We start from the raw sequence: 24625 nt of genomic DNA on the forward strand, positions 1-24625 counted from the left end.
ACTCCTTTCGGGCGCGCCATATATCGGGAAGTAGCTCAGCTTGGTAGAGCACTTGGTTTGGGACCAAGGGGTCGCAGGTTCGAATCCTGTCTTCCCGACCATTCCAAAAAATGGGGCCTTAGCTCAGCTGGGAGAGCGCCTGCCTTGCACGCAGGAGGTCAGCGGTTCGATCCCGCTAGGCTCCACCAATCTTAAATTAAATGATACTATGGCGGTGTAGCTCAGCTGGCTAGAGCGTACGGTTCATACCCGTGAGGTCGTGGGTTCGACTCCCTCCGCCGCTACCATATTATAATTTAATTAGATTGGACCTTTAGCTCAGTTGGTTAGAGCAGACGGCTCATAACCGTCCGGTCGTAGGTTCGAGTCCTACAAGGTCCACCATTTATATATCATACGGAGGAATACCCAAGTCCGGCTGAAGGGATCGGTCTTGAAAACCGACAGGGGTGTTAAAGCCCGCGGGGGTTCGAATCCCTCTTCCTCCGCCATATGATTTATATTGGGACAGCCTTTAACTAAGGTGTAGCGATTAAAATAAATCCTTTTTATTACCGCGGGGTGGAGCAACGAGCGTTACTTCATGAATTACTTGCGAGTTGTACCAATCGAACAGCTTCTTGAATTAGCTCTTTGAGATTGGGACAGTCTTTAATTAAGGTGTTGCGATTAAAATAAATACTTTTTATTATCGCGGGGTGGAGCAGTCTGGTAGCTCGTCGGGCTCATAACCCGAAGGTCGCAGGTTCAAATCCTGTCCCCGCAACCAAAAAGATAGTCATTTTCAAGTGAACTTGAAAAACATTGGTCCCGTGGTGTAGCGGTTAACATGCCTGCCTGTCACGCAGGAGATCGCCGGTTCGATCCCGGTCGGGACCGCCATTTGAATATTGGCTCGGTAGCTCAGTCGGTAGAGCAATGGACTGAAAATCCATGTGTCGGCGGTTCGATTCCGTCCCGAGCCACCTTTAAAATTAATAATAATTAATAATATTTAGATATTATGGCGGTTGTGGCGAAGTGGTTAACGCATCGGATTGTGGTTCCGACATTCGTGGGTTCGATTCCCATCAGTCGCCCCATTATATCAAATTCATTGCGGGTGTAGTTTAATGGTAAAACCTCAGCCTTCCAAGCTGATGTCGTGAGTTCGATTCTCATCACCCGCTCCATAAAAATGGGCCTATAGCTCAGCTGGTTAGAGCGCACGCCTGATAAGCGTGAGGTCGATGGTTCGAGTCCATTTAGGCCCACCATTTTTATTCCACAGTAGCTCAGTGGTAGAGCTATCGGCTGTTAACCGATCGGTCGTAGGTTCGAGTCCTACCTGTGGAGCCATTTTTATTGGGGAAGTACTCAAGTGGCTGAAGAGGCGCCCCTGCTAAGGGTGTAGGTCGCGCGAGCGGCGCGAGGGTTCAAATCCCTCCTTCTCCGCCATCATATATGAATAATAAGGCCCGTTGGTCAAGCGGTTAAGACACCGCCCTTTCACGGCGGTAACACGGGTTCGAATCCCGTACGGGTCATCTCAAAAAAACTACGATTTAATCGTAGTTTTTTTTCTGTCTATTTTTATAGCACTAACGAAAAGGATAATAAATAATTGTCGACATTTATTACTTTATAACAAAAATATCAGAGCTAATCTCTTTTAAAATTACTTAGTGAAAATAAGTAAAAGTGTATGCTTTTATGTTTGAAATATCTGAAAATTTAGTATATATTTATATAAATAGAACTATTTAAAAATAGTTCAACATTTTGAACGGATAAACAAACACTTAGTTTTTCTGAATATTATAGTGAAATAATTAAAGTTACACTAATATAGAAAAACTGTCGAAGAATGTCATACTATTTATTACCATTTACAATAAATAGTTAGGTAGAATTAAAATATATGATAAATAATATTTTAATAGAAGAAAGGATGAAGAGAGTGGTTCTGACTTCCCCAACTGAATACGACATCCATTTATTTCATGAAGGAAACCTTTTTAAAAGTTATAACTTATTCGGTGCACACATGCAAATAGTTGATAATGTAAAAGGAACTCGTTTCAGTGTGTGGGCTCCACATGCACGAGAAGTTAGAGTAGTTGGTGATTTTAATCATTGGAATAGCATAGGATATTCATTAACTAAAATAAATAATGAAGGGATATGGAGTGGATTTTTCAATAATATTTCTGAAGGTGATTTATATAAGTATGAAATCGTATCAGCTACTGGAGATATTCTATTAAAATCAGATCCATTTGCCTTCTATTCTGAGGTAAGACCAAATACTGCCTCAATTGTCTATAATTTGTACGATTATCAATGGAACGATGAGAAGTGGAGAAAACAAAAAAAGAAAAAGCCAATAAAAGAACGTCCCTTTATGATTTATGAGTGTCATTTAGGTTCCTGGAGATTGAAAGATGATGGAAGTTTACTAAGCTATGAAGAAGTGGCGAGTGAAATCATTCCTTATGTAAAGGAACATGGTTTTACTCATATTGAACTATTGCCATTAGTTGAACATCCGCTCGATAGGTCTTGGGGGTATCAGGGAACTGGTTATTTCTCAGCTACTAGCCGTTTTGGAACACCTCATGATTTGATGTACTTTATTGATCAATGTCATCAACAAGATATTGGCGTCATATTAGACTGGGTACCAGGTCACTTTTGTAAGGATGCACATGGCCTTTATATGTTTGATGGTGAACCAACCTATGATTACAAAAAAGAAAATGATAGAGAAAACAGAGTATGGGGAACTGCAAATTTTGATTTAGGTAAAGCAGAAGTACATAGTTTTTTAATATCTAATGCATTGTTTTGGGTTGATCATTTCCATATTGATGGATTTAGAGTAGATGCAGTTGCAAACATGCTTTATTGGCCAAATCAGAATGATCAGCTTCATAAAAATCATTTGGCTGTTGAATTTCTAAAAAAGCTAAACCAAGCAGTTTCATCCCATGACCCAACCGTACTAATGATTGCTGAGGATTCTACAGATTGGCCTAAGGTCACAACTCCAGTGAAGGATGGGGGCTTAGGATTTACTTATAAGTGGAATATGGGTTGGATGAACGATATGTTAAAGTACATGGAAGCAAACCCACAAGATCGAGTTCATTTGCATCATCATGTTACATTTTCTCTTCTATATGCTTTTTCAGAACAATTTATCTTACCTTTATCCCATGACGAGGTCGTCCACGGAAAAAAATCCTTATTAAATAAAATGCCTGGAGATTACTGGAGTAAATTTGCTCAGTTACGACTCTTTTATGGTTTTTTTATCGCACATCCCGGAAAAAAACTGCTGTTTATGGGTGGGGAGTTTGGACAATTCGATGAATGGAAGGATTTAGGTGAATTAGATTGGATGTTAGATGATTACGAGATGCATAGAAATGTAAGAGTATATTTCCAAGATTTAATGAAGATCTATACAAAACAAAAGTCTCTCAATCAAAATGATCATCATTATTCTGGATTTGAATGGATTGATGCAAATAATAATGAACAGTGTATCTTCTCTTTTATTAGAAGGGGAGAGAATGAAGAAGATTTCGTGATTATTGTTTGTAATTTTTCACAAGTTGTCTACAATGATTTCAAAGTAGGAGTACCTGTTGAGACTTCATACAAAGAAATACTAAATAGCGATGCATCTAAGTATGGTGGCTCAGATCAAATAAATAAAAAAACAATCGAAGCTGTGAACGAGCCTTTCCATGGTAGGCCGTATCATATATCAATGACCATTCCACCATTTGGAATATCGATTTTACGACCAGTCAAAAAAAGAGGGGAGACTAGAAAGAATGGTACGAAAAAAGTGCGTAGCAATGTTATTAGCAGGGGGTAAAGGAAGTCGATTAAGCTCATTAACAAAAAGTTTAGCAAAACCAGCAGTACCATTTGGTGGTAAATATCGAATAATCGATTTCACACTAAGTAACTGTACGAATTCAGGGATAGATACGGTTGGAGTATTAACTCAATATCAACCATTATTGCTTCATTCTTATATTGGGATTGGAAGTGCGTGGGACCTAGACCGTAGGCATGGTGGAGTAACAGTTCTACCACCTTACACTGAATCTTCGGGTGTGAAATGGTATACAGGTACGGCAAGTGCGATTTATCAAAATATGCCTTATTTAAAACAATATGATCCTGAGTATGTGCTCATCTTGTCAGGAGATCATATTTATAAGATGGATTATGATGAAATGCTGCAATTCCACATTGAGCAAGATGCGGATGTCTCTATTTCTGTCATTGAAGTACCTTGGGAAGAAGCAAGCCGATTTGGAATCATGAATACAAATAAAGACTTAGAGATTACTAAATTTGAAGAGAAGCCCCTCTATCCTAAAAATAATTTAGCGTCTATGGGGATTTATATATTTAAATACTCTATCTTGAAGGAATATCTTGATATGGATGACCGAAACCCAGATTCGAGCCATGACTTCGGAAAAGATGTGATTCCATTATTATTAGAAGAAAAGAAAAGGATTTTGGCTTATCCTTTTAAAGGCTATTGGAAAGATGTCGGAACAGTTAAAAGTCTATGGGAAGCCAATATGGATTTATTAGAAGAAAGTTCAGGATTAAACCTGTTTGATTATTCATGGAGAGTCTATTCTGTGAATCCAAATCAACCTCCTCAGTATATTGCTCCTACAGCAATTGTGAATGAATCCCTTATTAATGAAGGCTGTATCATTGAAGGTGAGATTAATCATTCAGTGATATTTCAAGGAGTTCATGTAAGTGAATTCTCTGTGATTAAAGATTCTGTTATTATGCCAGATGCTATCATTGGGAAAAACGTATTTATAGAAAATGCGATTGTCCCAGAGGGCATGCATATTCCTGATAATACTGTCATTAGTGCGGATAAGGATTCAGATGAAATTAAGTTAATAACAGAAGAAAGTCTATTGATTGGATAAGATATATGAAAGAAATCAACGGAGTGGCCAATTCTACTCTGTTCTAAATCAAATCCACAGAGCATTCAAATACACAAAAATAGTGAGAGGATGAACAAAAGTATGTATAACAAACTCTTGGGGGTTATTGATGCGACAACGCATAAACAGAGTATAGAAGATCTTATTGTTAAGCGTTCCATGTCAGCCATTCCATTTGCAGGCCGTTATAGACTAATAGACTTTGTATTATCTAGTATGGTGAATTCAGGAATAGAGAGTGTTGCGGTCTTCCATGGTTATCAGAATCGGTCTTTAATGGATCATTTAGGTTCAGGGAGAGAGTGGGATTTAAATCGAAAACGTGATGGTTTATTCTTCTTTCCTTCACCACTTAAAGACCCAAATAGTGAGCAATTAGGAAGCTTCAAGCAGTTTAAGCAAAATATCGACTATTTTTATAGAAGTAATCGAAAATATGCCCTTATCTCTAACTGTCATACGGTTTGTAATATAGATTATGATGCCATTCTTAAGAGACATATTAAGACAAATAGTGATATTACAGAGATTCGTCATCAAGGAAAAACATTAGAAATGTTTATCGTTGGAACTTCACTATTAGTTGATTTAGTGAACAATCATGAATCAACTGGATATAGAAGTATCGTTGATGTTGTGAAAGATAAAAGTCATCAATATAAGATTAGTGAATATGAATATATAGGTTATGCAGCAATGATCACCTCTATTGAAAAATACTATAAACATAGTTTAGAGGTTATTACACCAGACATTTGGAAGCAATTATTCCTAAAAGAACGACCAATTTATACGAAAGTAAAGGATGAGCCACCAACTCGTTATAACAAAGGTGCAATTGTGAAAAATTCAATGATTGCCAATGGGTGTGTGATTGAAGGTCATGTGGAAAATTGTATACTTTTTAGAGGAGTTAAGATTGGTAAAGGAACGGTTGTTAAAAATAGTGTCATTATGCAAAAGTCACAAATTGGTGAGAACTGTGAATTAGATGCGGTCATCTTAGATAAAGATGTTAGAATCGAAAACGGTGTTCACTTACATGGAACAGAAAATTTACCGAATGTATTAAGAAAAGGAACTATACAAGGGGCGTTGATGAATTCGTGAATGTTTTGTTTGTAGCTTCAGAATGTGTACCTTTTATTAAATCTGGTGGATTAGCCGATGTGGCGGGAGCTTTGCCGAAAGAATTAGTCCGTTTAGGCACAAACGTTGAGGTGATTCTACCCAAATATGGGCTAATTGCTTCTACCTATCGAGATCAAATGGAAAAAATTGCTGAAATCACTGTAAATGTTGGCTGGAGAGAACAATATTGTGGGATTGAAAAGCTTGTCTATAAAGGAATAACCTATTACTTTATCGACAATGAATATTATTTCAATAGAGATTCTTTATATGGTCATTATGATGATGCAGAGAGATTTTCCTTCTTTTGTAGAGCTGTTTTGGATGCCATTCCACAGCTAGAACAAATTCCTGATGTGATACATTGTCATGATTGGCACACAGGCATGGTTAATTTTCTATTACATAACGAGTATAAGCATGATGAAAGATATGCATCGATTCGCTCTGTGTTTACGATTCATAATTTACAATTTCAAGGGATCTTTCCACCGTCCATTACACATGATCTGCTTGGTATAACAGATTCCTATTTGAACATCAATCAGCTTGAATTCTATGGCAATGTGAACTTTATGAAAGCTGCTTTGGTTTCGTCGAATGTGATTACAACAGTAAGCCCTACCTATCGAAATGAGGTTCAAACGGAGTATTTTGGAGAGAAGCTAGATGGATTATTAAGAGCGAGAAGCAGTTCTTTGATCGGAATCTTAAATGGAATTGATGATGAGGAATACAATCCAGCAACAGATGATGCCATTGATTATCTGTATGATGCTAATCATATAGAAGGGAAATATCAAAATAAACAAGCGCTCCAAGAGTATTTTGGACTTCCTGTAAATTCAGATGTTCCTCTCATCTCAATTGTTTCAAGACTAACTTCACAAAAAGGCTTGGATCTTGTAAATCGAGTATTAGATGAACTGCTCTATTCTGAAGATATACAATTTGTCGTTTTGGGTACAGGTGACAGTGAATATGAACACTTTTTCAATTATTTACAGAACAAATATACTGAAAAAGTAAGAGTATATATCGGATTTAGCGAATCGATGGCACGTAAGATTTATGCTGGTTCTGATTTGTTTTTAATGCCATCTAAGTTTGAGCCATGTGGATTAGGACAATTAATTGCGATGCGATATGGCACTATACCAATTGTTAGAGAAACAGGCGGACTTAATGATACGGTCCAATCTTATAATGAATTTACGAATGAGGGAAATGGTTTTAGTTTTACGAACTACAATGCCCACGATATGATGCATACAATTAAAAGAGCAATTCATTTTTATCATAAAAAGGAGTGCTGGAATCATATAGTAAATGAGGCAATGACCCGAGATTATAGCTGGGCTCAATCTGCCTTCAGATATAACCAGCTATATGCTGGATTAGCTACTAGGAGTGGAGTTCATGTTTACTAACAAGGAAACCTTCAAGCGAGCATTTTTAAATAAACTCGAAATGATGTATGGGAAAACATTTCGGGAGTCTACACCGAGAGATCAATATAATACACTTGGCAATATGGTAAGAGAGTATATTAGCTCTAACTGGATTCAAACAAATGAAACACAGCGTTCAGGAGATCATAAGCAAGTCTATTATTTGTCAATCGAATTTCTACTTGGACGCTTGTTAGGGAGTAATTTGTTAAATTTAGGGATACTTGAAACGGTCGAAGAAGGACTTCAGGATCTTGGAATCAGATTAGAGGATATCGAAGAAAGTGAAGCAGATGCTGGTTTGGGAAATGGTGGTCTTGGCCGATTGGCCGCATGTTTCTTGGATTCACTTGCTTCACTTAATTTACCTGGCCATGGTTGTGGGATCCGCTATAAGCATGGTTTGTTTGATCAAAAGATTGTGGATGGATACCAAGTGGAATTACCCGAGCAATGGTTGCGGCATGGGAATGTGTGGGAAGTCCGCAAGTCTGATCAAGCTGTAGAGGTTGGATTCTGGGGTGAAATCGAAACAATCGAAAGAAACGGCAAATACACGTTTAGACATGTAGATGCCGAGAAAATCACTGCGGTTCCGTATGATATTCCAGTTGTCGGATTTGAAACAACTACTGTGAATACGTTAAGGCTATGGAATGCTGAGCCATCAAGATATCCTGCTGGGAAGGATGTATTAGTTTATAAACGAGAAACTGAAGCTGTTTCGGAGTTTTTATACCCAGATGATACACATGATGAGGGTAAAATACTCAGGTTAAAACAACAATATTTTCTTGTCTCAGCTAGCTTACAAAGTATTTTAAGAAGTTACAGGGCCAAACATGGATCATTAAGTGATCTTCATCACCATGTAGCGATTCATGTGAATGATACTCATCCGGTGTTAGCGATTCCTGAATTAATGCGAATTCTACTTGATGAGGAAGGAATGAGCTGGGAGCAGGCATGGGATATCACGACCAATACCATCTCCTACACAAATCATACAACTTTATCTGAAGCATTAGAGAAATGGCCAGTACACATCTTTCAACCATTATTACCAAGAATTTTTATGATTGTGAATGAAATTAACGAACGGTTTTGTCAGGAGCTTTGGGATAAGTTTCCCGGTGATTGGAAAAGGATTGAGGATATGGCGATAATTGCCCATAATCTTGTCAAAATGGCTCATTTGGCAATTGTCGGGACTCATAGCACGAATGGAGTAGCACAAATCCATTCTGAGATTTTAAAGCACCGTGAAATGAAGAATTTCTATGAGGTTTATCCAGAACGATTCAATAACAAAACAAATGGGATTACCCATCGACGTTGGTTGTTAAAGGCAAATCCGCAATTAACTAACTTGATTAACGAATCGATTGGACAGAGTTGGATTGAAAAACCAAAGGATTTAATTAACCTTAAGACCTTTAGCAAGGATTCAAGTTTCAAATCAGAGGTTTCAAGAGTGAAGAATCTTCGAAAACAAATCCTTGCAGCAAGAATAAAAGAACAGACAGGGGTAACAATTGATGTATCGTCAATTTTTGATGTGCAAGTAAAGCGACTTCATGCTTATAAAAGGCAGCTCTTGAATGTCCTTCATATTATGTACCTGTATAATCGATTAAAAGAAGACTCTACTTTCAATATTCATCCTAGGACATTTATCTTTGGTGCAAAGGCATCACCAGGATATCACTATGCAAAGAAGATTATAAAATTAATTAACTCACTAGCGGATAAGGTGAATAATGACAAAAAAACTCGGGACCGTTTGAAGGTGATTTTTCTTGAGAATTACCGAGTATCTTTGGCAGAGGATATCTTTCCAGCAGCAGATGTGAGTGAGCAAATTTCAACAGCGAGTAAGGAAGCATCTGGTACTGGGAATATGAAGTTTATGATGAACGGTGCGTTAACACTTGGGACATTGGACGGGGCCAATATAGAAATTTTAGAAGAGGTGGGTCAAGAAAATATCTTTACATTTGGCTTAACTTCAGAAGAGGTTCTACATTTCTATCAGCATGGTGGATACCACTCACATGAATATTTCCATCATGATAAGCGGATTCGCCAAGTTCTCGAACAATTGACAAATGGCTATTTCCCAGATACAGCTGATCATTTTGATGCGATTTATGACTCACTGTTAATGGAGAACGATCAATATTTTGTGCTAAGAGATTTCGGGGCGTATGTTGAGGCTCAAGAGCGGGTGAATGCAGCATACGGAAATCAAGGTGATTGGCTTGAGAAAAGCATTATCAATATTGCCCATTCTGGGAAATTCTCAAGTGATCGAACAATTACCGAATATGCTCAAGATATTTGGGATATTCAGCCGGTTCGGTTTTAAAGTGAAGAGGAGGGAGGTTCCCTCCTCTTTTTTAACTCGAAATTATCGATTATCTCCATTTAAGAAATCGCCAAGACCACCCAGAATACTCCCTTCACCTTTCGAAGCTCCCCCAGCACTTGGTGCGCTTGCAAATATACGATCAGCTAATCGACTAAATGGTAGGGATTGAATCCAGACTGAACCAGGTCCTTGCACCGTTGCAAAGAATAAGCCCTCCCCACCAAAGAAAGCTGTCTTGACTTTACCAACATACTCAATAGAGTAATCAACATCTCTTGTTAGAGCTACTAAGCACCCTGTATCAATTCTTAGCTTTTCTCCTGCTTGAAGATCACGCCTAATGATTGTCCCCCCTGCATGCAAAAATGCGAGTCCATTTCCTTCTAATTTTTGCATGATGAAGCCCTCACCTCCAAAAAATCCAGCTCCAAGCTTACGTTGAAAATCAATGCCAATGGAAACGCCTTTTGCAGCACAAAGAAAGGCATCCTTTTGACAAATGACTTTTCCGCCCATCTCACTTAAGTCCACAGGAATGATTTTCCCAGGATACGGTGCTGCAAAGGATACCTGTTTTTTCCCCATCCCTTTATTTGTGAAGACTGTCATGAATAAGCTTTCTCCAGTTAGCACTCGTTTCCCCGCACCCATAAGCTTTCCTAGAATCCCTTTGCTTGAACTACCACCATCACCGAAGATCGTTTCCATTTCAATTCCCTGATCCATGTACATCATTCCACCAGCCTCAGCTATTGCACTTTCACCTGGATCTAGTTCAATTTCAACAAATTGCATATCATCTCCATGTAACTTAAAGTCAATCTCATGTGCATTCATGACCTTTCACCATCCTTTTTAGTTTCTTTAGATATTCTTCATTCATCTAAATTCCTCCTTTATTTTACATCTACTATTTAACAAAAGTATGAAAATAACGCTGTCGAAAAAAGAAAACATCCACGTTAAACGTGGACGTTATTCTTTAATCTTCTGTATATGGATCTTTTTCATATGGTGGTAAATCACCAAACATCGTCATAATTCCTTCTTCGTCTAAATCGTCCTCATATTTTTCATGTTGATTATTAGGAAAAACAATAATTTCTTTTCCTTCAATATCAGTTCCGACGAAGTTTTCATATTCTTCCACATAACCAACTTGATCGTCTGATTCGATATAAGTTTCATTATAATGGTCAACACTGTCTGTCAAATCAGCAGGGGTTTCTGAAGTTCCATATCGTGCTACATCCTGCCATGAATCCTCAGCATCATAAGCTTCAACTTCATCTGGCTCTCCATCAAATTCAAACTTACCAAAAGGACTCATCAGAACTCCTTCTTCAATTGGTCTGTTATGAGAGACAATTTGAGTCGGACTATGTTCCTTACAGTAAGTAGTTGTAGGGATTGCATCAAGTCGGTCGAAGGGGATTTCTTTTCCACAGGTTTCACATACTCCATAGGTACCCTCATCAATTGCAGTAAGTGCATGATTAATGTCTTTTAACTCTTTTTCCATATGTTCATTTAAGGCAATATCTTTCTCACGTTCATAGAGTTCTGTTGCTTCATCACCTGGGTGGTTATCATAACTGGATAATTCGCCAACCGATTCATGGAAATGACCTTGTTCTAAATCAAAATGGTCACCTTCCTTCAGTTGTTCCTCCACATCTTTTTTTGCTTTTATCAACTGTGAACGGAAGGTTGATAATTGCTCCTTTGTTAGCATATAAAGCACTCCTTCCTTTTAAGTCAAAAAATCATGTTATAAAAGTATTATCAACTATAATCGTTAAAAAAATGATGGTAAAAATTTAAACAAAAAAAGAAAGGTCGAGTAAATTCGACCTTTCTTTTTATAGCCAATAGCTAATAAATAAACCAATAGATAATAAAAATCCAAAAATGGTATTTGTTTGTGCAGTTGCTTTCATTGCAGGTGCCATCTGAATCGGTAAGGTTTTTCCAATAAACCCTTTAATGGCATTAACTGCTTTTGGAATACTGATTAAAACGAGTAATACCCAGAAAGAAACATGATTTGTAAAAATTAGTGCAATCAGCCAGAGGTAAGAAACGGTAAACATTCCACCTAAGAAACGAATTGCATTTCTACGTCCAAGAAGAATCGCAAGTGTTTTTCGACCATTTTCTTTGTCTCCATCTAGATCACGAATATTATTTGCCATTAGAATCGCTCCGACTAGGATAACGATTGGAATAGAAATAAGAATACTTGAAGTTGTAACCGTGCCAGTTTGAATATAGAAGGATATTAAAATAATAATAAGGCCCATGAAAATACCGGCAAACAGTTCGCCGAATGGAGTATAGGCAATTGGGAAAGGTCCACCTGTATAAAGGTATGCGACTAACATACAACCAGTACCGATTGCAGCAATCCACCAATTGCTATTCATACAAATATAGACGCCTAATAGGACAGCAATACCAAATAGGATAAAGGCTAGACGAATGACTGTACTGGGCTTGATTCCATCACGTACAATCGCTCCACCAATTCCAACGGACTCTGCATGATCTAGTCCACGCTTATAATCATAATATTCATTAATCATGTTTGTTGCAGCTTGAATAATAAGACATGCTACCATCATGACAAGAAATAACGGAATGTTAATGCTTGTCTCTAATCTTGCAAGAGCTGTTCCAATGAATACAGGAACAAATGCAGCTGATAAAGTATGAGGACGAGTTAATTTCCACCAAACCTTCCATCCTGTTGATTTTTGAAGTTCAGTAGAAGTTTGTGTTTGTAAATTAGGTTGCATATATGTTTTCTCCTTTCATACATGCTATTTATGATAATGTATGGCATATATGGCTTCTAAAGTCACAAAATAAGTTTAGAGAATTCAACATAAAGTGTCAACGTTTTTCACCTCTATAGTGGGAAAACTTATTTCCAATTAAAGCAGGGATTAACTATAAGCGAGATAATTGACAGTGTAAATTAGAAAGATGTATGTTAAATAAGTAATTCGTGTGTCGAAAGTAAAGGTAAAAGGTAGTAACAGTTTGAAATAATGATATAATATATAGGATACAAATCATTTTATTAATAACATTTTAATTGAAAAAAAGCAGCGCTTTCTTTTTCTAAAAAATACTATTTTTAGTATGATATAGTTAGTAATTAATTCGGGGGGATTAGGTTTGGTACTGAAGCAGAGCGGCAGTATGAGAGAATTGGTTGGTAAGAAGCACTCTCTTACTCATGATAAACAAATGAATAATGTTCTTGAAAGTCGAGTAATTGAGACTCAAGAGATTGATCCCCTTTTGTTCTTTGTAGCCGGGAAAAGTTTATTTAAGGGCGAGCGCACATACTGGGCTGACCCATCTTTAAATACAATATTAGTTGGTTTTGGAAGAGCATATGAAATTGAAGTAAATGGTTCTTCTAATCGCTTTCAAGAGGTAGAATCTGATTGGAAGAGATTAGTTAGTCAGGTAAATGATAAAGGGACAATGAAATATGGGACTGGCCCTATTTTATTCGGCGGATTTTCTTTTGATCCGCTAAGAAGTAGAACAGCCCTGTGGAATGAATTTTCAGATGCGACTTTTGTACTCCCGAAAATTCTTTTATCTGTCGTCAATGGAAAATGTTATTTTACATTTAATCATGTAAGTACAGTTGGTGATAAAGAATCATTAGCTAATCTGGAAAGACTTAGCAATCAGATTGTGAAACAAATCCCAAAACAGATTTGTCATACTCAAAAGGACTTGAAGTATGAGAAATCTGAAGTGAATCCAGAGCGCTGGATGAAGTCGGTTCAGGATGTTGTAGATGAAATTAAAAATGGTGAAGTCGAAAAGGTCGTGCTTGCAAGAGAAATGAATTTGACTTTTACTGAAGAAATTAGTACGGAAGAAGTATTATTTAATTTGAAAGAGCAACAACCAATGAGCTATTTATTTGCCTTTGAGCATAAAAATGCTTGTTTCATAGGTGCTTCTCCAGAAAGACTAGTTAAAAAGAAGAATAGTACAATTAAATCAACATGTTTAGCGGGTTCAATTGGTAGAGGTAATACAATGGAGATTGATCAAAAGCTTGGGGACGAACTACTCCATGACCAAAAGAATCTGATTGAACATGAAGTAGTTGTATCGATGATTAAGGACGCGATGATTGAATCCTGTGAAACAATTGCTTCGCCTGATGAGCCACAGCTCTTAAAAATGAGGCATATTCAGCATTTGTATACTCCTATTAAGGGTGAAGCAAAGTCAGGTGTTACTTTATTAGCGATGGTAGAAAAGCTTCATCCAACTCCAGCTCTAGGTGGATTTCCTTCTGATAAAGCATTGGAAAAGATAAGAGAAGTAGAGTTGCTAGATCGAGGATGGTATGCTGCCCCAATAGGATGGGTGGATGGAAATGACAATGGTGAATTTGCTGTTGCAATTCGTTCTGGCTTATTACGTGAAAAAGAGGCTTCACTGTTTGCTGGCTGTGGAATCGTAGCAGATTCAGAGCCAATTAGTGAGTATTCTGAAACGAACATCAAGTTTAAACCTATGCTATCTGCATTAGGAGGATTAGAAGATGAAAACAACCGATAAGTTGACTAATTATATTGGTGCCTTTGTGGACGAGCTCGTTCGAGTAGGAGTTGAGAATGTCGTTATAAGTCCTGGTTCAAGATCAACTCCAATCGCCATCTTAATGGCGGAGCATGATGAAATGAAAACGTATATGAATATTGATGAGAGATCAGCTGCTTTTTTTGCCTTAGGAATGGCAAAGTCTCAGCAAAAACCAGTGGCCCTATTATGTACTTCTGGAACAGCAGCAGCCAACTATTATCCAGCCATTGTTGAGGCTCATTATTCAAGAATACCATTAATCGTCATCACAGCAGATCGTCCGCATGAGTTAAGGGATGTTGGTGCACCACAAGCCATTGATCAAACACATTTGTATGGAAAGCACGTAAAATGGTTTGTTGATTTGGCTCTCCCTGAGGAAACGAATGAGATGAATCGTTATGTTCGAACGGTTGCTGCTAGAGCAGCGGGTAAAGCCATGAGTGCTCCTGCAGGACCAGTACACTTGAATGTTCCTCTAAGAGAACCATTAGTCCCAAATCTTACACTACCTGATTTATTTACACAGGGGCGTAAATTACATAATAAACAAGTGAATGTTGTCTTGGGGACTTCAGAGTTAGAAGAAACACAATTAAGTGAAATAGTAGCAGTACTTGAAATGAGGAAAAAAGGGATCATCATTTGTGGGGAATTATATGACGATGAATTTGCTCATTCTGTCACGATGTTGGCAGAGAAGCTACAATTTCCAATATTAGCGGACCCTTTGTCACAATTACGTAGTGGCACTCATTCTAAAGAAATGATCATAGATAGCTATGATGCATTCTTACGCAATCAGGAATTTACAACAGCATTTGTACCAGAAATTATTATTCGCTTTGGGGCAATGCCAGTTTCAAAAGCATTATTATTGTATCTGAAAAAGCATCCAGATGTTCTTCAATTTGTCATTGATGGTGATGGAGGATGGCGTGAACCGACATTATTAGCAGATGAAATGATTTTCTGTCAAGAAACGAGTTTCTGTCAAACGCTAGTAAATCATTTACCAGAGAAAGCTGCAACGAAATGGTCCACTTCTTGGCTAGAAATAAACCAACTGACAAAAAAACATTTAGGAGAACGAGTTGAAGAACATAGCCTTTTTGAAGGAAGAGTTATTCAAGAGCTTCAATTTGCTTTACCTGAACATTCCTTAATGTTTGTCGGAAATAGCATGCCAATAAGAGATTTGGATTCTTTCTTTATAACGACAGAAAAAGATATACAGCTTATGGCTAATCGCGGTGCTAATGGAATAGATGGAGTCGTCTCATCAGCAATTGGAGCGAGTACATCTGGCAGAAACACTGTATTAGTTATCGGTGATTTATCCTTCTATCATGATTTGAATGGACTACTTGCAGCAAAACTTAATGAGCTAGATTTAACTGTGATCCTTATTAATAATGATGGTGGAGGAATATTCTCATTTCTACCGCAATCAAGGGAAGAGAAGCATTTTGAATACCTATTTGGAACTCCATCAGGGATTGAATTTGAACATGCAATCAACATGTACAATGGTCATTATATGAACCCAGAATCTTGGGCTGGATTTACAGAAGCAGTGGAAAAGTCAATCCATAGTAAAGGCTTATCAGTAATTGAATTGAAAACAAATAGACTAGAAAATGTAGGATATCATCAGAATTTGTGGAATCGTGTTTCCCAGGAAATAAACGATTATCTTACAAAAGGACATTGATAATATGTTTATTTCAGTACATGGAGTGAAATATCATGTGGAAATCATCGGAGAAGGGGATCCAATCGTATTTCTACATGGTTTTACAGGTAGTATCGGAAATTGGCATGAAGTGATTCCATATGTACAAGAAAACCATCAGCTTGTATTGATTGATCATATAGGTCATGGGAAATCAGATCATCCTGATGAAATAGAGTATTATCACTTTAATCGTGTGAAAGATGATTTCATCCAAATTCTAGATCAGCTAAAAATTGATTCCACTAGTCTTGTTGGCTATTCAATGGGTGGAAGATTGGCACTTGCTTTAGCAGTTGATTATCCAAAAAGGTTTCATAAGCTTGTGCTAGAAAGTAGTTCTCCAGGGATAGAAACACAATCTGGACGTGACGAGAGAGTGAAAGCCGATTTAGCACTTGCTTCATTTATTGAAAAGGAAGGCCTAGAAGCTTTTGTGAACCATTGGGAAGGGATTCCACTCTTTAGCACACAAAGAGAAATGGATCAAAGGAAGCAAGAGTACTTACATGAACAACGCATGGAAAATAACGAACTTGGACTAGCAAATAGTCTTCGAGGGATGGGGACAGGTGCTCAACCATCGTATTGGAACCGACTGAATGAAGTTAAGATTCCTACTCTTTTGGTCTGTGGTGAACAAGATCAAAAATTCTGTATGATTGCTGAGAAAATGGCTACTCTATTGACGAATGCAAGAATTGAAAAATTTAATGGTGCTGGACATGCAATTCATATGGAACAACCAGAGAATTTTGGTAAAATAGTAAGTGTGTTTCTTTCTAGCTAGTAAAGAGACATTAAATTAGATGATGAAGGGATGAGGACAAGTTTATGACTGTAGAATGGATTGCAGAACGTAAATACGAGGATATTCTATATGAAACATATAATGGAATTGCTAAAATTACGATTAACCGTCCAGAAGTACGAAATGCTTTTCGCCCAAAAACAGTAATGGAATTAATAGATGCTTTTGCATATGCAAGAGATGATTCTACTATTGGTGTGATTGTTTTAGCGGGTGCTGGTGATGAAGCGTTCTGTTCAGGTGGAGATCAAAAGGTAAGAGGACATGGTGGATATGTTGGTGAAGATCAAATTCCACGACTAAATGTATTAGACCTTCAACGCCTAATTCGTGTGATTCCGAAGCCTGTTGTAGCAATGGTTTCTGGTTATGCCATTGGTGGAGGACATGTTTTACATATCGTTTGTGACTTAACAATTGCTGCGGACAATGCAATTTTTGGACAAACTGGTCCTAAAGTGGGAAGCTTTGACGCTGGATATGGTTCAGGTTATTTAGCACGTATAGTTGGTCATAAAAAAGCTCGTGAAATTTGGTTCCTATGCCGCCAATACAATGCGCAGGAAGCTCTTGACATGGGATTAGTTAATACGGTTGTTCCGTTAGAGAAATTAGAAGAAGAAACGATTCAATGGTGTGAAGAAATGCTTGAAAAGAGTCCAACTGCTCTTCGTTTCTTAAAGGCAGCATTCAATGCTGATACAGATGGATTAGCTGGTTTACAGCAATTTGCTGGAGATGCAACGTTATTGTATTATACAACAGACGAAGCAAAAGAAGGCAGAGATTCATTTAAGGAAAAACGTCAGCCAGACTTTAAACAGTTCCCTCGTTTCCCTTAAATCGATTTGTATAAATAGGTGTTCCATAAAGTAGATGACTTATACATCAATGGTGTTAGTCAGATACTTTTGGAACGCCTTTTTTTAAGAAGTTTGGTACAAATTGAATAAAGGTAGTGATGATATCCTATGATAGAGATTCCAAACTGGCTAGCAAATCGAGCATATTTAACACCAAATCGAATTGCTATAAAGTCAAATAATGCCGAGATCACTTTTGGTGAGTTACATCAAAAGGTATTAAAAACAGCTAAGCAGTTAGTCTTTGCAGGAGTAAAGGAAGAAGACACTGTTTCACTTCTAATGACAAATAGTCTTGAAATGGTTCAAGTGATACACGCCCTTAAATATATTGGTGCTAGAACCGTGATGCTAAATGCTCGATTAACAAGCCAAGAGCTTTTATGGCAAATGGAGGATTCTGGCTCAAGACTCATTGTAACTGAAGATAAATTTATCCAAACATTAGAATTAAGGGAAAAAGAAAGTGCTCACGAATATTTATTGATTGAAGAACTTTTAACAGGACCTACAAAAGAATTCTCATATATCAAAGAGTTCCAATTAGATAAGATTGATACGATTATGTACACCTCTGGTACTACTGGTAAGCCAAAAGGTGTCATGCAAACCTATGGAAATCATTGGTGGAGTGCAGTCGGCTCTGCTCTGAATTTAGGGTTGAAAGAAAATGACTGTTGGTTAACAATGGTACCTTTCTTTCATATTAGTGGTTTATCGATTTTAGTAAGAAGTGTTGTATATGGGATTCCAATTATCCTACATGATAAGTTCTCTGCTACTAAAGCAAATCAGGCGATTATTGAGGAAGAAGCAACGATTGTGTCAGTTGTCAGTAAAATGCTTACAGAAATGCTTGAGGATCTTGGAAATCGCTCTTATCCTTCTAGTTTTCGCTGTATGTTATTAGGTGGTGGACCAGCTCCTAAACCATTATTAGAGGAATGTAAGACGAAGTACATTCCAGTCTACCAAACCTACGGGATGACTGAAACCTCATCGCAAATTGTGACACTCTCACCTGAATTTAGTCTTAGTAAATTAGGGTCTGCAGGCAAACCTTTATTTCCATCTCAATTGAGAATAGAACAAGACGGACACATATTAGAACCTCATCAGCACGGTGAAATTGTAGTGAAGGGACCAAATGTAACGATTGGATATCTTAATAGAGAAGAAGCGACAAACAAATCGATTAAAGATGGTTGGTTTTATACTGGGGATCAAGGTTACTTAGACGAAGAGGGTTTCTTGTACGTACTTGATCGTAGATCGGATCTGATCATTTCAGGAGGGGAGAATATCTATCCTGCTGAGATTGAGTCTGTTCTTTTATCCTATTCAAAGATCGCTGAAGCAGGAGTTATCGGTGTGGACGATGATGAATGGGGTCAATCACCTATTGCATTTGTAGTCGCAAAAGGAGAGGTGACCATTGAAGAAATTTTCGACTATTGCAAGGACAGACTTGGTAAATACAAGCTACCAAAGCAAATATATTTTATCAATGAAATGCCTCGGAATGGTGCAAATAAATTAATGCGGAAAAAGCTATATGATTATATTCCTTCCTAAAGGGTGAGTATGTTGGAGATAAAAAAAATAACTCTCTATCTAGTAGAGCAAACATTAAAAACACCATTTGTTACTAGCTTAGAAAGAGTAGAGACAAGAGAGAGTATTCTCGTTCATTTACTGGATGAAGAAGGCTATGAGGGCTGGGGAGAGGTAGTCGCATTCTCATCACCTTGGTATACAGAGGAAACGGTGAAGACGTGCTGGCATATGATTGAGGATTTTTTAGCACCACTAGTTCTTAGTAATCAAATTACACACCCATCTGAATGTACATTATTATTTAATGGAATTAAGAGAAATCAGATGGCGAAGGCTGGTTTGGAAACAGCATTGTGGGATCTATATTCTAAACGACAAGATAAGTCACTCTCTACCTTGATTGGAGGAACCAGGAACGTGATTCCTTCAGGGGTTGTCGTCGGAATAGATGATCCCAATCAGATGTTAGCAACAATTGAAAAGCATGTTCTAGATGGATATCAAAGAGTGAAAATAAAGATTAAGCCTGGAAAAGACATTGCTATTATAAGGAGAATCAGAGAAAGATTTCCTAATCTACCATTAATGGTAGATGCAAATTCTTCCTACAGCCTTGATCAAATTGACGATCTAAAGGCTTTAGATCCCTATCACTTACTAATGATTGAACAGCCTTTAGCCTCTGACGATATTATTGATCACGCAAAGGTACAAAGAGAGCTTCATACTCCGATTTGTTTGGACGAAAGCATTGTGACATATGAGGATGCAAGAAGAGCAATAGAAATGGGAAGCTGTAAAGTCATCAATATAAAAGTAGGAAGAGTTGGTGGGTTAACTGAAGCGATAAGAATTCATAATCTTTGTCAAGAACATGGTGTTCCAGTTTGGTGTGGAGGAATGCTTGAGATGGGAATATCAAGAGCGGTTAATATCGCTTTAGCCTCATTAGCAAACTTCACCATTCCTGGTGATATCTCAGCATCATCTAGATATTGGGAAGAGGATATTACAATTCCAGAGGTATGTGTTGAGGAGGGCTATATTAGTGTTCCGACGGCTCCTGGTATTGGCTTTTCAATTAATCTTAATCGAATAAGTGAAGTAATGAAACAAAAGAAAGAAATCGTAAAACAATAGTGCCAGTATCCGTAGTTTCGGAACTGGCACATGCTTTGTTATTCTAATTCAATTAAGCCAAGCTCAACTGCTCGATTGGCAATAATGTCATCAACATCTTGAGGCAGGTCATCTAGAGATCCGAATTCATATTGCCATAGATTCGTAAAGGAATCTACACATATCGGAAATGTTGTCTCATCTGCACCTTTTACACCTTGCTTTAACGCATCGATTAAGCTATCCTTGTTGACCATGTGTAAAACACCCCTTTACTTATGTAATGATACGGTACTATTATCTCAGGAATGCACAGATTTTATTTAACCAATGCAAAAAAGAATTAATGATTGAATAAAAATGATTATTATTATCAATAATAAAAGAAGAAAGAACAGCCGACGAGTTCGACTGTTCTCCATAGAGTTACATACTAGTTTCTGGTTCGAAGGTTTTACAATCTGTTTCAGCACTGTCAGAGGCTGTTTTGCCAGAGTGACTAACGACATAAATGGCCTCAGCACCACATTTATTTCCTCTTTCCCAAAATGTACAGTTGTTTACTTCACATAGTACATCCTTTGCCATCGCAAATCACCTCATATGAAAGATTGAACTTACTCCTTTAGTATCTCCTCAAAAGTTCTAAAAATGTATCTTTCGTTTGGAAACGCTACCATTATTTTACCGCTTCTTGTTATAATAAAGGTGACTATGATAAAGAGAGGTACATATATGACTTATAGAGCTAATGAAAAACGATACGAAGCAATGAAATATAACAGATGTGGAAATTCAGGATTATTATTACCCGCCATTTCACTAGGGTTATGGCATAATTTTGGTGGGGTGGACTCGTTTGAAAATGGTCGTGCTATGTTAAGACGAGCATTTGATTTAGGAATTACTCACTTTGATCTTGCCAATAATTATGGACCACCTCCAGGCTCAGCAGAAGAGATGTTTGGAAAGATGTTGAAATCTGATTTTGCTCCATATCGAGATGAGATGATTATTTCAACAAAAGCGGGATATTTTATGTGGGATGGTCCATATGGTGAATGGGGTTCTAAGAAGAACCTAATTTCAAGTCTTGACCAAAGTTTAAAGCGTATGGGACTTGATTATGTCGATATTTTTTATTCACATCGTCCTGATCCTAATACACCTTTAGAAGAAACGATGAGAGCGCTTGATTTAATTGTTCGTCAAGGAAAAGCATTGTATGTTGGTATTTCTAACTATAATGCCGAACAAACAGAAGAAGCAGTTAGAATTCTTAATGAATTAGGGACACCTCTTTTGATACATCAGCCATCTTATTCAATGTTTAATCGTTGGGTTGAGGATGGGCTTCAGGAAGTGCTTCATGAGAATGGCGTGGGCTCGATTGCCTTTTGTCCATTAGCACAGGGGCTTTTAACCAATAAGTATTTATCTGGAGTTCCAAAAGATTCACGTGCTGCTAGTGCTTCTGTGTTTTTGAATGATTCTCAAATAACAGAAGAAACCCTTACAAAAGTGCAACAATTAAATGAATTAGCAGAGCAGCGGGGACAAAGTCTTGCTCAAATGGCACTTGCTTGGGTCCTAAGAGAGGGCAGGATTACAACGGCTCTTATAGGGGCAAGTAAGGTCAGCCAAATTGAAGAAAATGTAAAGGCATTAGAGAATTTAGAATTCTCACAAGAGGAATTAGCTTCGATTGAAGTCATTTTGAAATAGTGAGATGAAGAAAGTCCCTTGGATCTTACTTCAGGGACTTTCTATTTTTATATTATCCAATAATAATCCGTTCTTTTGGAAGATGATAATTTACTTCTGATTCGCCACGATTTATTAAAAAGATAAATGATAAGATTCCAATTCGTCCGATAAACATAAGGGCGATAATGATTTCCTTTCCAATGGTACTTAATTCAGGTGTAATCCCCATGGAAAGTCCAGTTGTTCCAAACGCAGAAGTCACTTCAAATAAAATTTGAACGGTAGAGAAAGGCTCCGTTACCTTTAACAAGATCACAGAAACGAAGCAGAGAAGTCCTGCCATCATGGTAACTGCTAAAGAACGTTGTACATCATCTGGATGTAACTCTCTTCTGAAAATCTTAATCGATTTATTTCCGCGAGCAAAATTTAATAGAAATAATAAATTTAGAGCAAATGTGGTCGTTCTAACTCCACCACCAACAGAACTAGGAGATGCACCAATAAACATTAAAAAGCAGATTACAAGTAAAGTCGGTTCTGTAAATAAATTCATATCCATGGTTGCCAATCCACCATTTCTAGTTGTTGATGACTGAAAGAAGGCATAAAAAAACGATTCATGCCAGGATTTATTAGCAAAGAAAGCATCCCATTCGAATAGGAGAATAGCGATAGTTCCGAAGGCCATTAATGAGAAAAAGGTTATAGTTGTAATCTTTGTATACAAAGAAAAATGAGTCTTTCCAGTTTTTTCTTTATTTAGTATATAATCCTTAACTTCAATAAGGACAGGGAAACCAATTGCACCTAATGTTAATAAAATAATATTAATAAACTGAACAAAGTAATCTTGTGCAAATGGAATTAAAGAATTTCCTGTGATATCAAACCCAGCATTTGTTGTTGCACTAACTGATGCAAATAATCCTTGTAAATAGGCTTCCTGCCAAGTAGGGAAATACTTCATAAAATATGTACCGAGAATGGCTGCTCCAATCAATTCAATGATGACAATGATTAAGAGAATTTGTTTCATTAAACTTACTAAGCCAGACAGGTTCGTACGATTTTGATCTGTCATAATGAGACGTCGCTCTTTTAATCCAATTTTCTTACCAATAAGAATCCAGAAGAAGGTACCTAATGTCATAATCCCAATTCCCCCGAATTGTAATATGAACATTAAGATAAAGATTCCTGGAATGCTGAAGGTGTCAGGAGTAGAGACTACCGATAAACCAGTAACGCTAATTGCACTGACAGCTGTAAAAACAACATCAATAAATTCCCATGAAACCCCGGGCTTCAGGGCGATTGGAAGACTTAATAAACAAATAGAAATAAGCACTGCCAAAATGTAAAATGAGACAATCAATTGAGCGGGGGAAAGGGAATTAATGATTGCTTTGAGTTTTTTCATGGTAACATGCTCCTTACACGCCAATTTCCTCAAATCTGTTTAAATCTTTGTTTTTCCCAATCATGATTAGAATATCGCCTTTACTTATCACCTCGTCAGGTTTTGGAGAGATTTTGATTTCCTCATTTGATTGAATCCCGACAATATTACAACCGAATTTATGTGAGATACTGAGCTCATCCAAAGTTTTGTTATGAATCTTCTCACTTGCAATGATCTCAACAATACTATATTCCTTCGATAGCTCTATATAGTCCACTATTTTTTCTGAAACGATATGATGAGCAATTCGTTTTGCCATATCTCTTTCTGGATGAATAACTTTATCCGCCCCGATTTTTTCCAATACTTTTTGATGGTAAGAGTTAATCGCCTTAACCCACACCTGCTTTACTCCCAATTCTTTTAGTAATAAAGTAGTTAAAATACTCGATTCAATGTTTTCTCCTAGTGACACAAATACATGGTCAACATTCTTAATTCCGATTTGTTTCAATATATTTTCATCAATTGTATTAGCAAGAACTGCGTGTGTGGAGTACTGGGCATACATATTGACTTTTTCTTCATCCTTATCGACAGCTAATACTTCTACACCCATTTCGTAGAACTCTTTAACAAGGTTTCCACCGAAATGACCTAATCCTAATACAGCAAATTGTTTTCTCACTATGCTTTCCTCCAGATGTGTTAATCATCAAAATATAATGATTTGATTTTAACAGTAAAAAGGTCAATCGTAAATTGTACATTTCGTTAAGTATTATCATTTATTGTTTGCAGCTAAAGACATTAAATACAAAGCATTTTTTGATAAAAAAAGGCTGATCCCAAAATTTTGAGATT

General features: G+C 37.3%; 19 protein-coding genes and 14 tRNA genes. 26 read left to right on the top strand and 7 right to left on the bottom strand.

Annotated elements, in window-relative coordinates; all coding sequences use genetic code 11:
* The first annotated feature begins 24 nt into the window (after positions 1-24).
* The 19 genes from F7888_RS06010 (at position 25) to F7888_RS06100 (ending at position 9935) form a co-directional block, all read left to right on the top strand.
* Positions 25-101: transfer RNA gene (locus F7888_RS06010), tRNA-Pro, on the top strand.
* 11 nt (positions 102-112) lie between these two features.
* Positions 113-188 (top strand) — tRNA-Ala (locus F7888_RS06015).
* A 22-nt stretch (positions 189-210) separates the two neighbouring features.
* A tRNA-Met gene (locus tag F7888_RS06020) sits at positions 211-287 on the top strand.
* A 20-nt stretch (positions 288-307) separates the two neighbouring features.
* Positions 308-384: transfer RNA gene (locus tag F7888_RS06025), tRNA-Ile, on the top strand.
* Positions 385-398: 14 nt separating this feature from the next.
* A tRNA-Ser gene (locus F7888_RS06030) sits at positions 399-491 on the top strand.
* Between the two features lie 201 nt (positions 492-692).
* Positions 693-769 (top strand) — tRNA-Met (locus F7888_RS06035).
* Between the two features lie 37 nt (positions 770-806).
* A tRNA-Asp gene (locus tag F7888_RS06040) sits at positions 807-882 on the top strand.
* Between the two features lie 10 nt (positions 883-892).
* Positions 893-965, top strand: a tRNA-Phe gene (locus F7888_RS06045).
* Positions 966-1006: 41 nt separating this feature from the next.
* Positions 1007-1082, top strand: a tRNA-His gene (locus F7888_RS06050).
* Positions 1083-1098: 16 nt separating this feature from the next.
* Positions 1099-1172, top strand: a tRNA-Gly gene (locus F7888_RS06055).
* Between the two features lie 7 nt (positions 1173-1179).
* Positions 1180-1256 (top strand) — tRNA-Ile (locus F7888_RS06060).
* Positions 1257-1263: 7 nt separating this feature from the next.
* Positions 1264-1338, top strand: a tRNA-Asn gene (locus tag F7888_RS06065).
* Positions 1339-1346: 8 nt separating this feature from the next.
* Positions 1347-1437, top strand: a tRNA-Ser gene (locus F7888_RS06070).
* A gap of 17 nt (positions 1438-1454) precedes the next feature.
* Positions 1455-1526: transfer RNA gene (locus F7888_RS06075), tRNA-Glu, on the top strand.
* A 374-nt stretch (positions 1527-1900) separates the two neighbouring features.
* The gene (gene glgB, locus F7888_RS06080; protein ID WP_225228625.1) at positions 1901-3868 is read left to right on the top strand and encodes a 1,4-alpha-glucan branching enzyme; all 1968 of its coding nucleotides are present in this window, start codon (positions 1901-1903) and stop codon (positions 3866-3868) included.
* Positions 3825-4964, top strand: a complete 1140-nt coding sequence (locus tag F7888_RS06085; RefSeq protein ID WP_191778238.1) for a glucose-1-phosphate adenylyltransferase — start codon at positions 3825-3827, stop codon at positions 4962-4964. Before glgB ends, F7888_RS06085 begins: the two co-directional genes overlap by 44 nt.
* A 102-nt stretch (positions 4965-5066) precedes the next feature.
* Entirely contained in the window at positions 5067-6095 is a 1029-nt protein-coding gene (locus F7888_RS06090; protein ID WP_191778240.1) for a GlgC family sugar phosphate nucleotidyltransferase, read from the top strand.
* Positions 6092-7546 (top strand): glycogen synthase GlgA, encoded by a 1455-nt coding sequence (gene glgA / locus F7888_RS06095; RefSeq protein ID WP_191778243.1) that lies wholly within the window; start codon positions 6092-6094, stop codon positions 7544-7546. Before F7888_RS06090 ends, glgA begins: the two co-directional genes overlap by 4 nt.
* Positions 7536-9935 (top strand): glycogen/starch/alpha-glucan phosphorylase, encoded by a 2400-nt coding sequence (locus F7888_RS06100; RefSeq protein WP_191778244.1) that lies wholly within the window; start codon positions 7536-7538, stop codon positions 9933-9935. Before glgA ends, F7888_RS06100 begins: the two co-directional genes overlap by 11 nt.
* Positions 9936-9977: 42 nt before the next feature.
* Here the strand turns inward: F7888_RS06100 and F7888_RS06105 are convergent, their stop codons facing one another.
* From F7888_RS06105 to F7888_RS06115, 3 genes are all read right to left on the bottom strand, one after another.
* Positions 9978-10775: a TIGR00266 family protein gene (locus F7888_RS06105; protein ID WP_191778247.1), complete on the bottom strand. Its 798-nt coding sequence runs from the start codon at positions 10773-10775 to the stop codon at positions 9978-9980.
* Between the two features lie 145 nt (positions 10776-10920).
* Positions 10921-11673, bottom strand: coding sequence for a yteA family sporulation protein (locus tag F7888_RS06110; protein WP_191778249.1), 753 nt, complete (start codon positions 11671-11673; stop codon positions 10921-10923).
* A gap of 127 nt (positions 11674-11800) precedes the next feature.
* Positions 11801-12736: a 1,4-dihydroxy-2-naphthoate polyprenyltransferase gene (locus F7888_RS06115; protein WP_191778251.1), complete on the bottom strand. Its 936-nt coding sequence runs from the start codon at positions 12734-12736 to the stop codon at positions 11801-11803.
* Between the two features lie 385 nt (positions 12737-13121).
* Between F7888_RS06115 and F7888_RS06120 the strand changes: the two genes are divergently transcribed.
* The 6 genes from F7888_RS06120 to menC all read left to right on the top strand — a co-directional run bounded on the left by F7888_RS06120 (position 13122) and on the right by menC (position 20670).
* Positions 13122-14540, top strand: coding sequence for an isochorismate synthase (locus F7888_RS06120; protein ID WP_225228626.1), 1419 nt, complete (start codon positions 13122-13124; stop codon positions 14538-14540).
* Positions 14524-16278: a 2-succinyl-5-enolpyruvyl-6-hydroxy-3-cyclohexene-1-carboxylic-acid synthase gene (gene menD / locus F7888_RS06125; RefSeq protein WP_191778253.1), complete on the top strand. Its 1755-nt coding sequence runs from the start codon at positions 14524-14526 to the stop codon at positions 16276-16278. The genes F7888_RS06120 and menD overlap by 17 nt, the downstream gene beginning before the upstream one ends.
* 4 nt (positions 16279-16282) lie before the next feature.
* The gene (menH, locus tag F7888_RS06130) at positions 16283-17089 is read left to right on the top strand and encodes a 2-succinyl-6-hydroxy-2,4-cyclohexadiene-1-carboxylate synthase (protein ID WP_191778255.1); all 807 of its coding nucleotides are present in this window, start codon (positions 16283-16285) and stop codon (positions 17087-17089) included.
* Between the two features lie 44 nt (positions 17090-17133).
* A complete protein-coding gene (gene menB / locus F7888_RS06135) occupies positions 17134-17952 on the top strand; it encodes a 1,4-dihydroxy-2-naphthoyl-CoA synthase (protein ID WP_191778257.1) in 819 nt (272 codons plus the stop codon).
* A 129-nt stretch (positions 17953-18081) separates the two neighbouring features.
* The gene (locus tag F7888_RS06140; RefSeq protein WP_191778260.1) at positions 18082-19548 is read left to right on the top strand and encodes an o-succinylbenzoate--CoA ligase; all 1467 of its coding nucleotides are present in this window, start codon (positions 18082-18084) and stop codon (positions 19546-19548) included.
* Between the two features lie 9 nt (positions 19549-19557).
* A complete protein-coding gene (gene menC / locus F7888_RS06145; RefSeq protein WP_191778262.1) occupies positions 19558-20670 on the top strand; it encodes an o-succinylbenzoate synthase in 1113 nt (370 codons plus the stop codon).
* A gap of 38 nt (positions 20671-20708) precedes the next feature.
* On the opposite strand, the gene F7888_RS06150 is transcribed toward menC, so the two are convergent.
* Positions 20709-20906: a hypothetical protein gene (locus F7888_RS06150; RefSeq protein ID WP_191778264.1), complete on the bottom strand. Its 198-nt coding sequence runs from the start codon at positions 20904-20906 to the stop codon at positions 20709-20711.
* A 169-nt stretch (positions 20907-21075) separates the two neighbouring features.
* A complete protein-coding gene (locus tag F7888_RS06155; RefSeq protein WP_191778267.1) occupies positions 21076-21237 on the bottom strand; it encodes a DUF1540 domain-containing protein in 162 nt (53 codons plus the stop codon).
* Positions 21238-21384: 147 nt separating this feature from the next.
* Here F7888_RS06155 and mgrA point away from each other — a divergent pair, with 147 nt between their 5' ends.
* The gene (gene mgrA / locus F7888_RS06160) at positions 21385-22374 is read left to right on the top strand and encodes an L-glyceraldehyde 3-phosphate reductase (protein ID WP_191778270.1); all 990 of its coding nucleotides are present in this window, start codon (positions 21385-21387) and stop codon (positions 22372-22374) included.
* A 52-nt stretch (positions 22375-22426) separates the two neighbouring features.
* On the opposite strand, the gene F7888_RS06165 is transcribed toward mgrA, so the two are convergent.
* Entirely contained in the window at positions 22427-23779 is a 1353-nt protein-coding gene (locus tag F7888_RS06165) for a TrkH family potassium uptake protein (protein WP_191778272.1), read from the bottom strand.
* 13 nt (positions 23780-23792) lie between these two features.
* Complete coding sequence (locus F7888_RS06170) at positions 23793-24449, bottom strand: potassium channel family protein (RefSeq protein ID WP_191778275.1); 657 nt, start codon at positions 24447-24449, stop codon at positions 23793-23795.
* Positions 24450-24625 lie beyond the last annotated feature (176 nt).

This window comes from Litchfieldia stipae, from assembly GCF_014837155.1.
Classification (GTDB): domain Bacteria; phylum Bacillota; class Bacilli; order Bacillales; family Bacillaceae_L; genus Litchfieldia.

Bases quoted from the DNA above. Each gene is read 5' to 3' on its own strand.
- F7888_RS06085 (WP_191778238.1), top strand. From the start codon at position 3,825: ATGGTACGAAAAAAGTGCGTAGCAATGTTATTAGCAGGGGGTAAAGGA.
- F7888_RS06150 (WP_191778264.1), bottom strand. From the start codon at position 20,906: ATGGTCAACAAGGATAGCTTAATCGATGCGTTAAAGCAAGGTGTAAAA.
- F7888_RS06140 (WP_191778260.1), top strand. From the start codon at position 18,082: ATGATAGAGATTCCAAACTGGCTAGCAAATCGAGCATATTTAACACCA.
- F7888_RS06105 (WP_191778247.1), bottom strand. From the start codon at position 10,775: ATGAATGCACATGAGATTGACTTTAAGTTACATGGAGATGATATGCAA.
- menD (WP_191778253.1), top strand. From the start codon at position 14,524: ATGAAAACAACCGATAAGTTGACTAATTATATTGGTGCCTTTGTGGAC.
- F7888_RS06090 (WP_191778240.1), top strand. From the start codon at position 5,067: ATGTATAACAAACTCTTGGGGGTTATTGATGCGACAACGCATAAACAG.
- F7888_RS06115 (WP_191778251.1), bottom strand. From the start codon at position 12,736: ATGCAACCTAATTTACAAACACAAACTTCTACTGAACTTCAAAAATCA.
- F7888_RS06155 (WP_191778267.1), bottom strand. From the start codon at position 21,237: ATGGCAAAGGATGTACTATGTGAAGTAAACAACTGTACATTTTGGGAA.
- F7888_RS06100 (WP_191778244.1), top strand. From the start codon at position 7,536: ATGTTTACTAACAAGGAAACCTTCAAGCGAGCATTTTTAAATAAACTC.
- glgB (WP_225228625.1), top strand. From the start codon at position 1,901: ATGATAAATAATATTTTAATAGAAGAAAGGATGAAGAGAGTGGTTCTG.
- menC (WP_191778262.1), top strand. From the start codon at position 19,558: ATGTTGGAGATAAAAAAAATAACTCTCTATCTAGTAGAGCAAACATTA.
- mgrA (WP_191778270.1), top strand. From the start codon at position 21,385: ATGACTTATAGAGCTAATGAAAAACGATACGAAGCAATGAAATATAAC.
- menB (WP_191778257.1), top strand. From the start codon at position 17,134: ATGACTGTAGAATGGATTGCAGAACGTAAATACGAGGATATTCTATAT.
- F7888_RS06165 (WP_191778272.1), bottom strand. From the start codon at position 23,779: ATGAAAAAACTCAAAGCAATCATTAATTCCCTTTCCCCCGCTCAATTG.
- F7888_RS06110 (WP_191778249.1), bottom strand. From the start codon at position 11,673: ATGCTAACAAAGGAGCAATTATCAACCTTCCGTTCACAGTTGATAAAA.
- menH (WP_191778255.1), top strand. From the start codon at position 16,283: ATGTTTATTTCAGTACATGGAGTGAAATATCATGTGGAAATCATCGGA.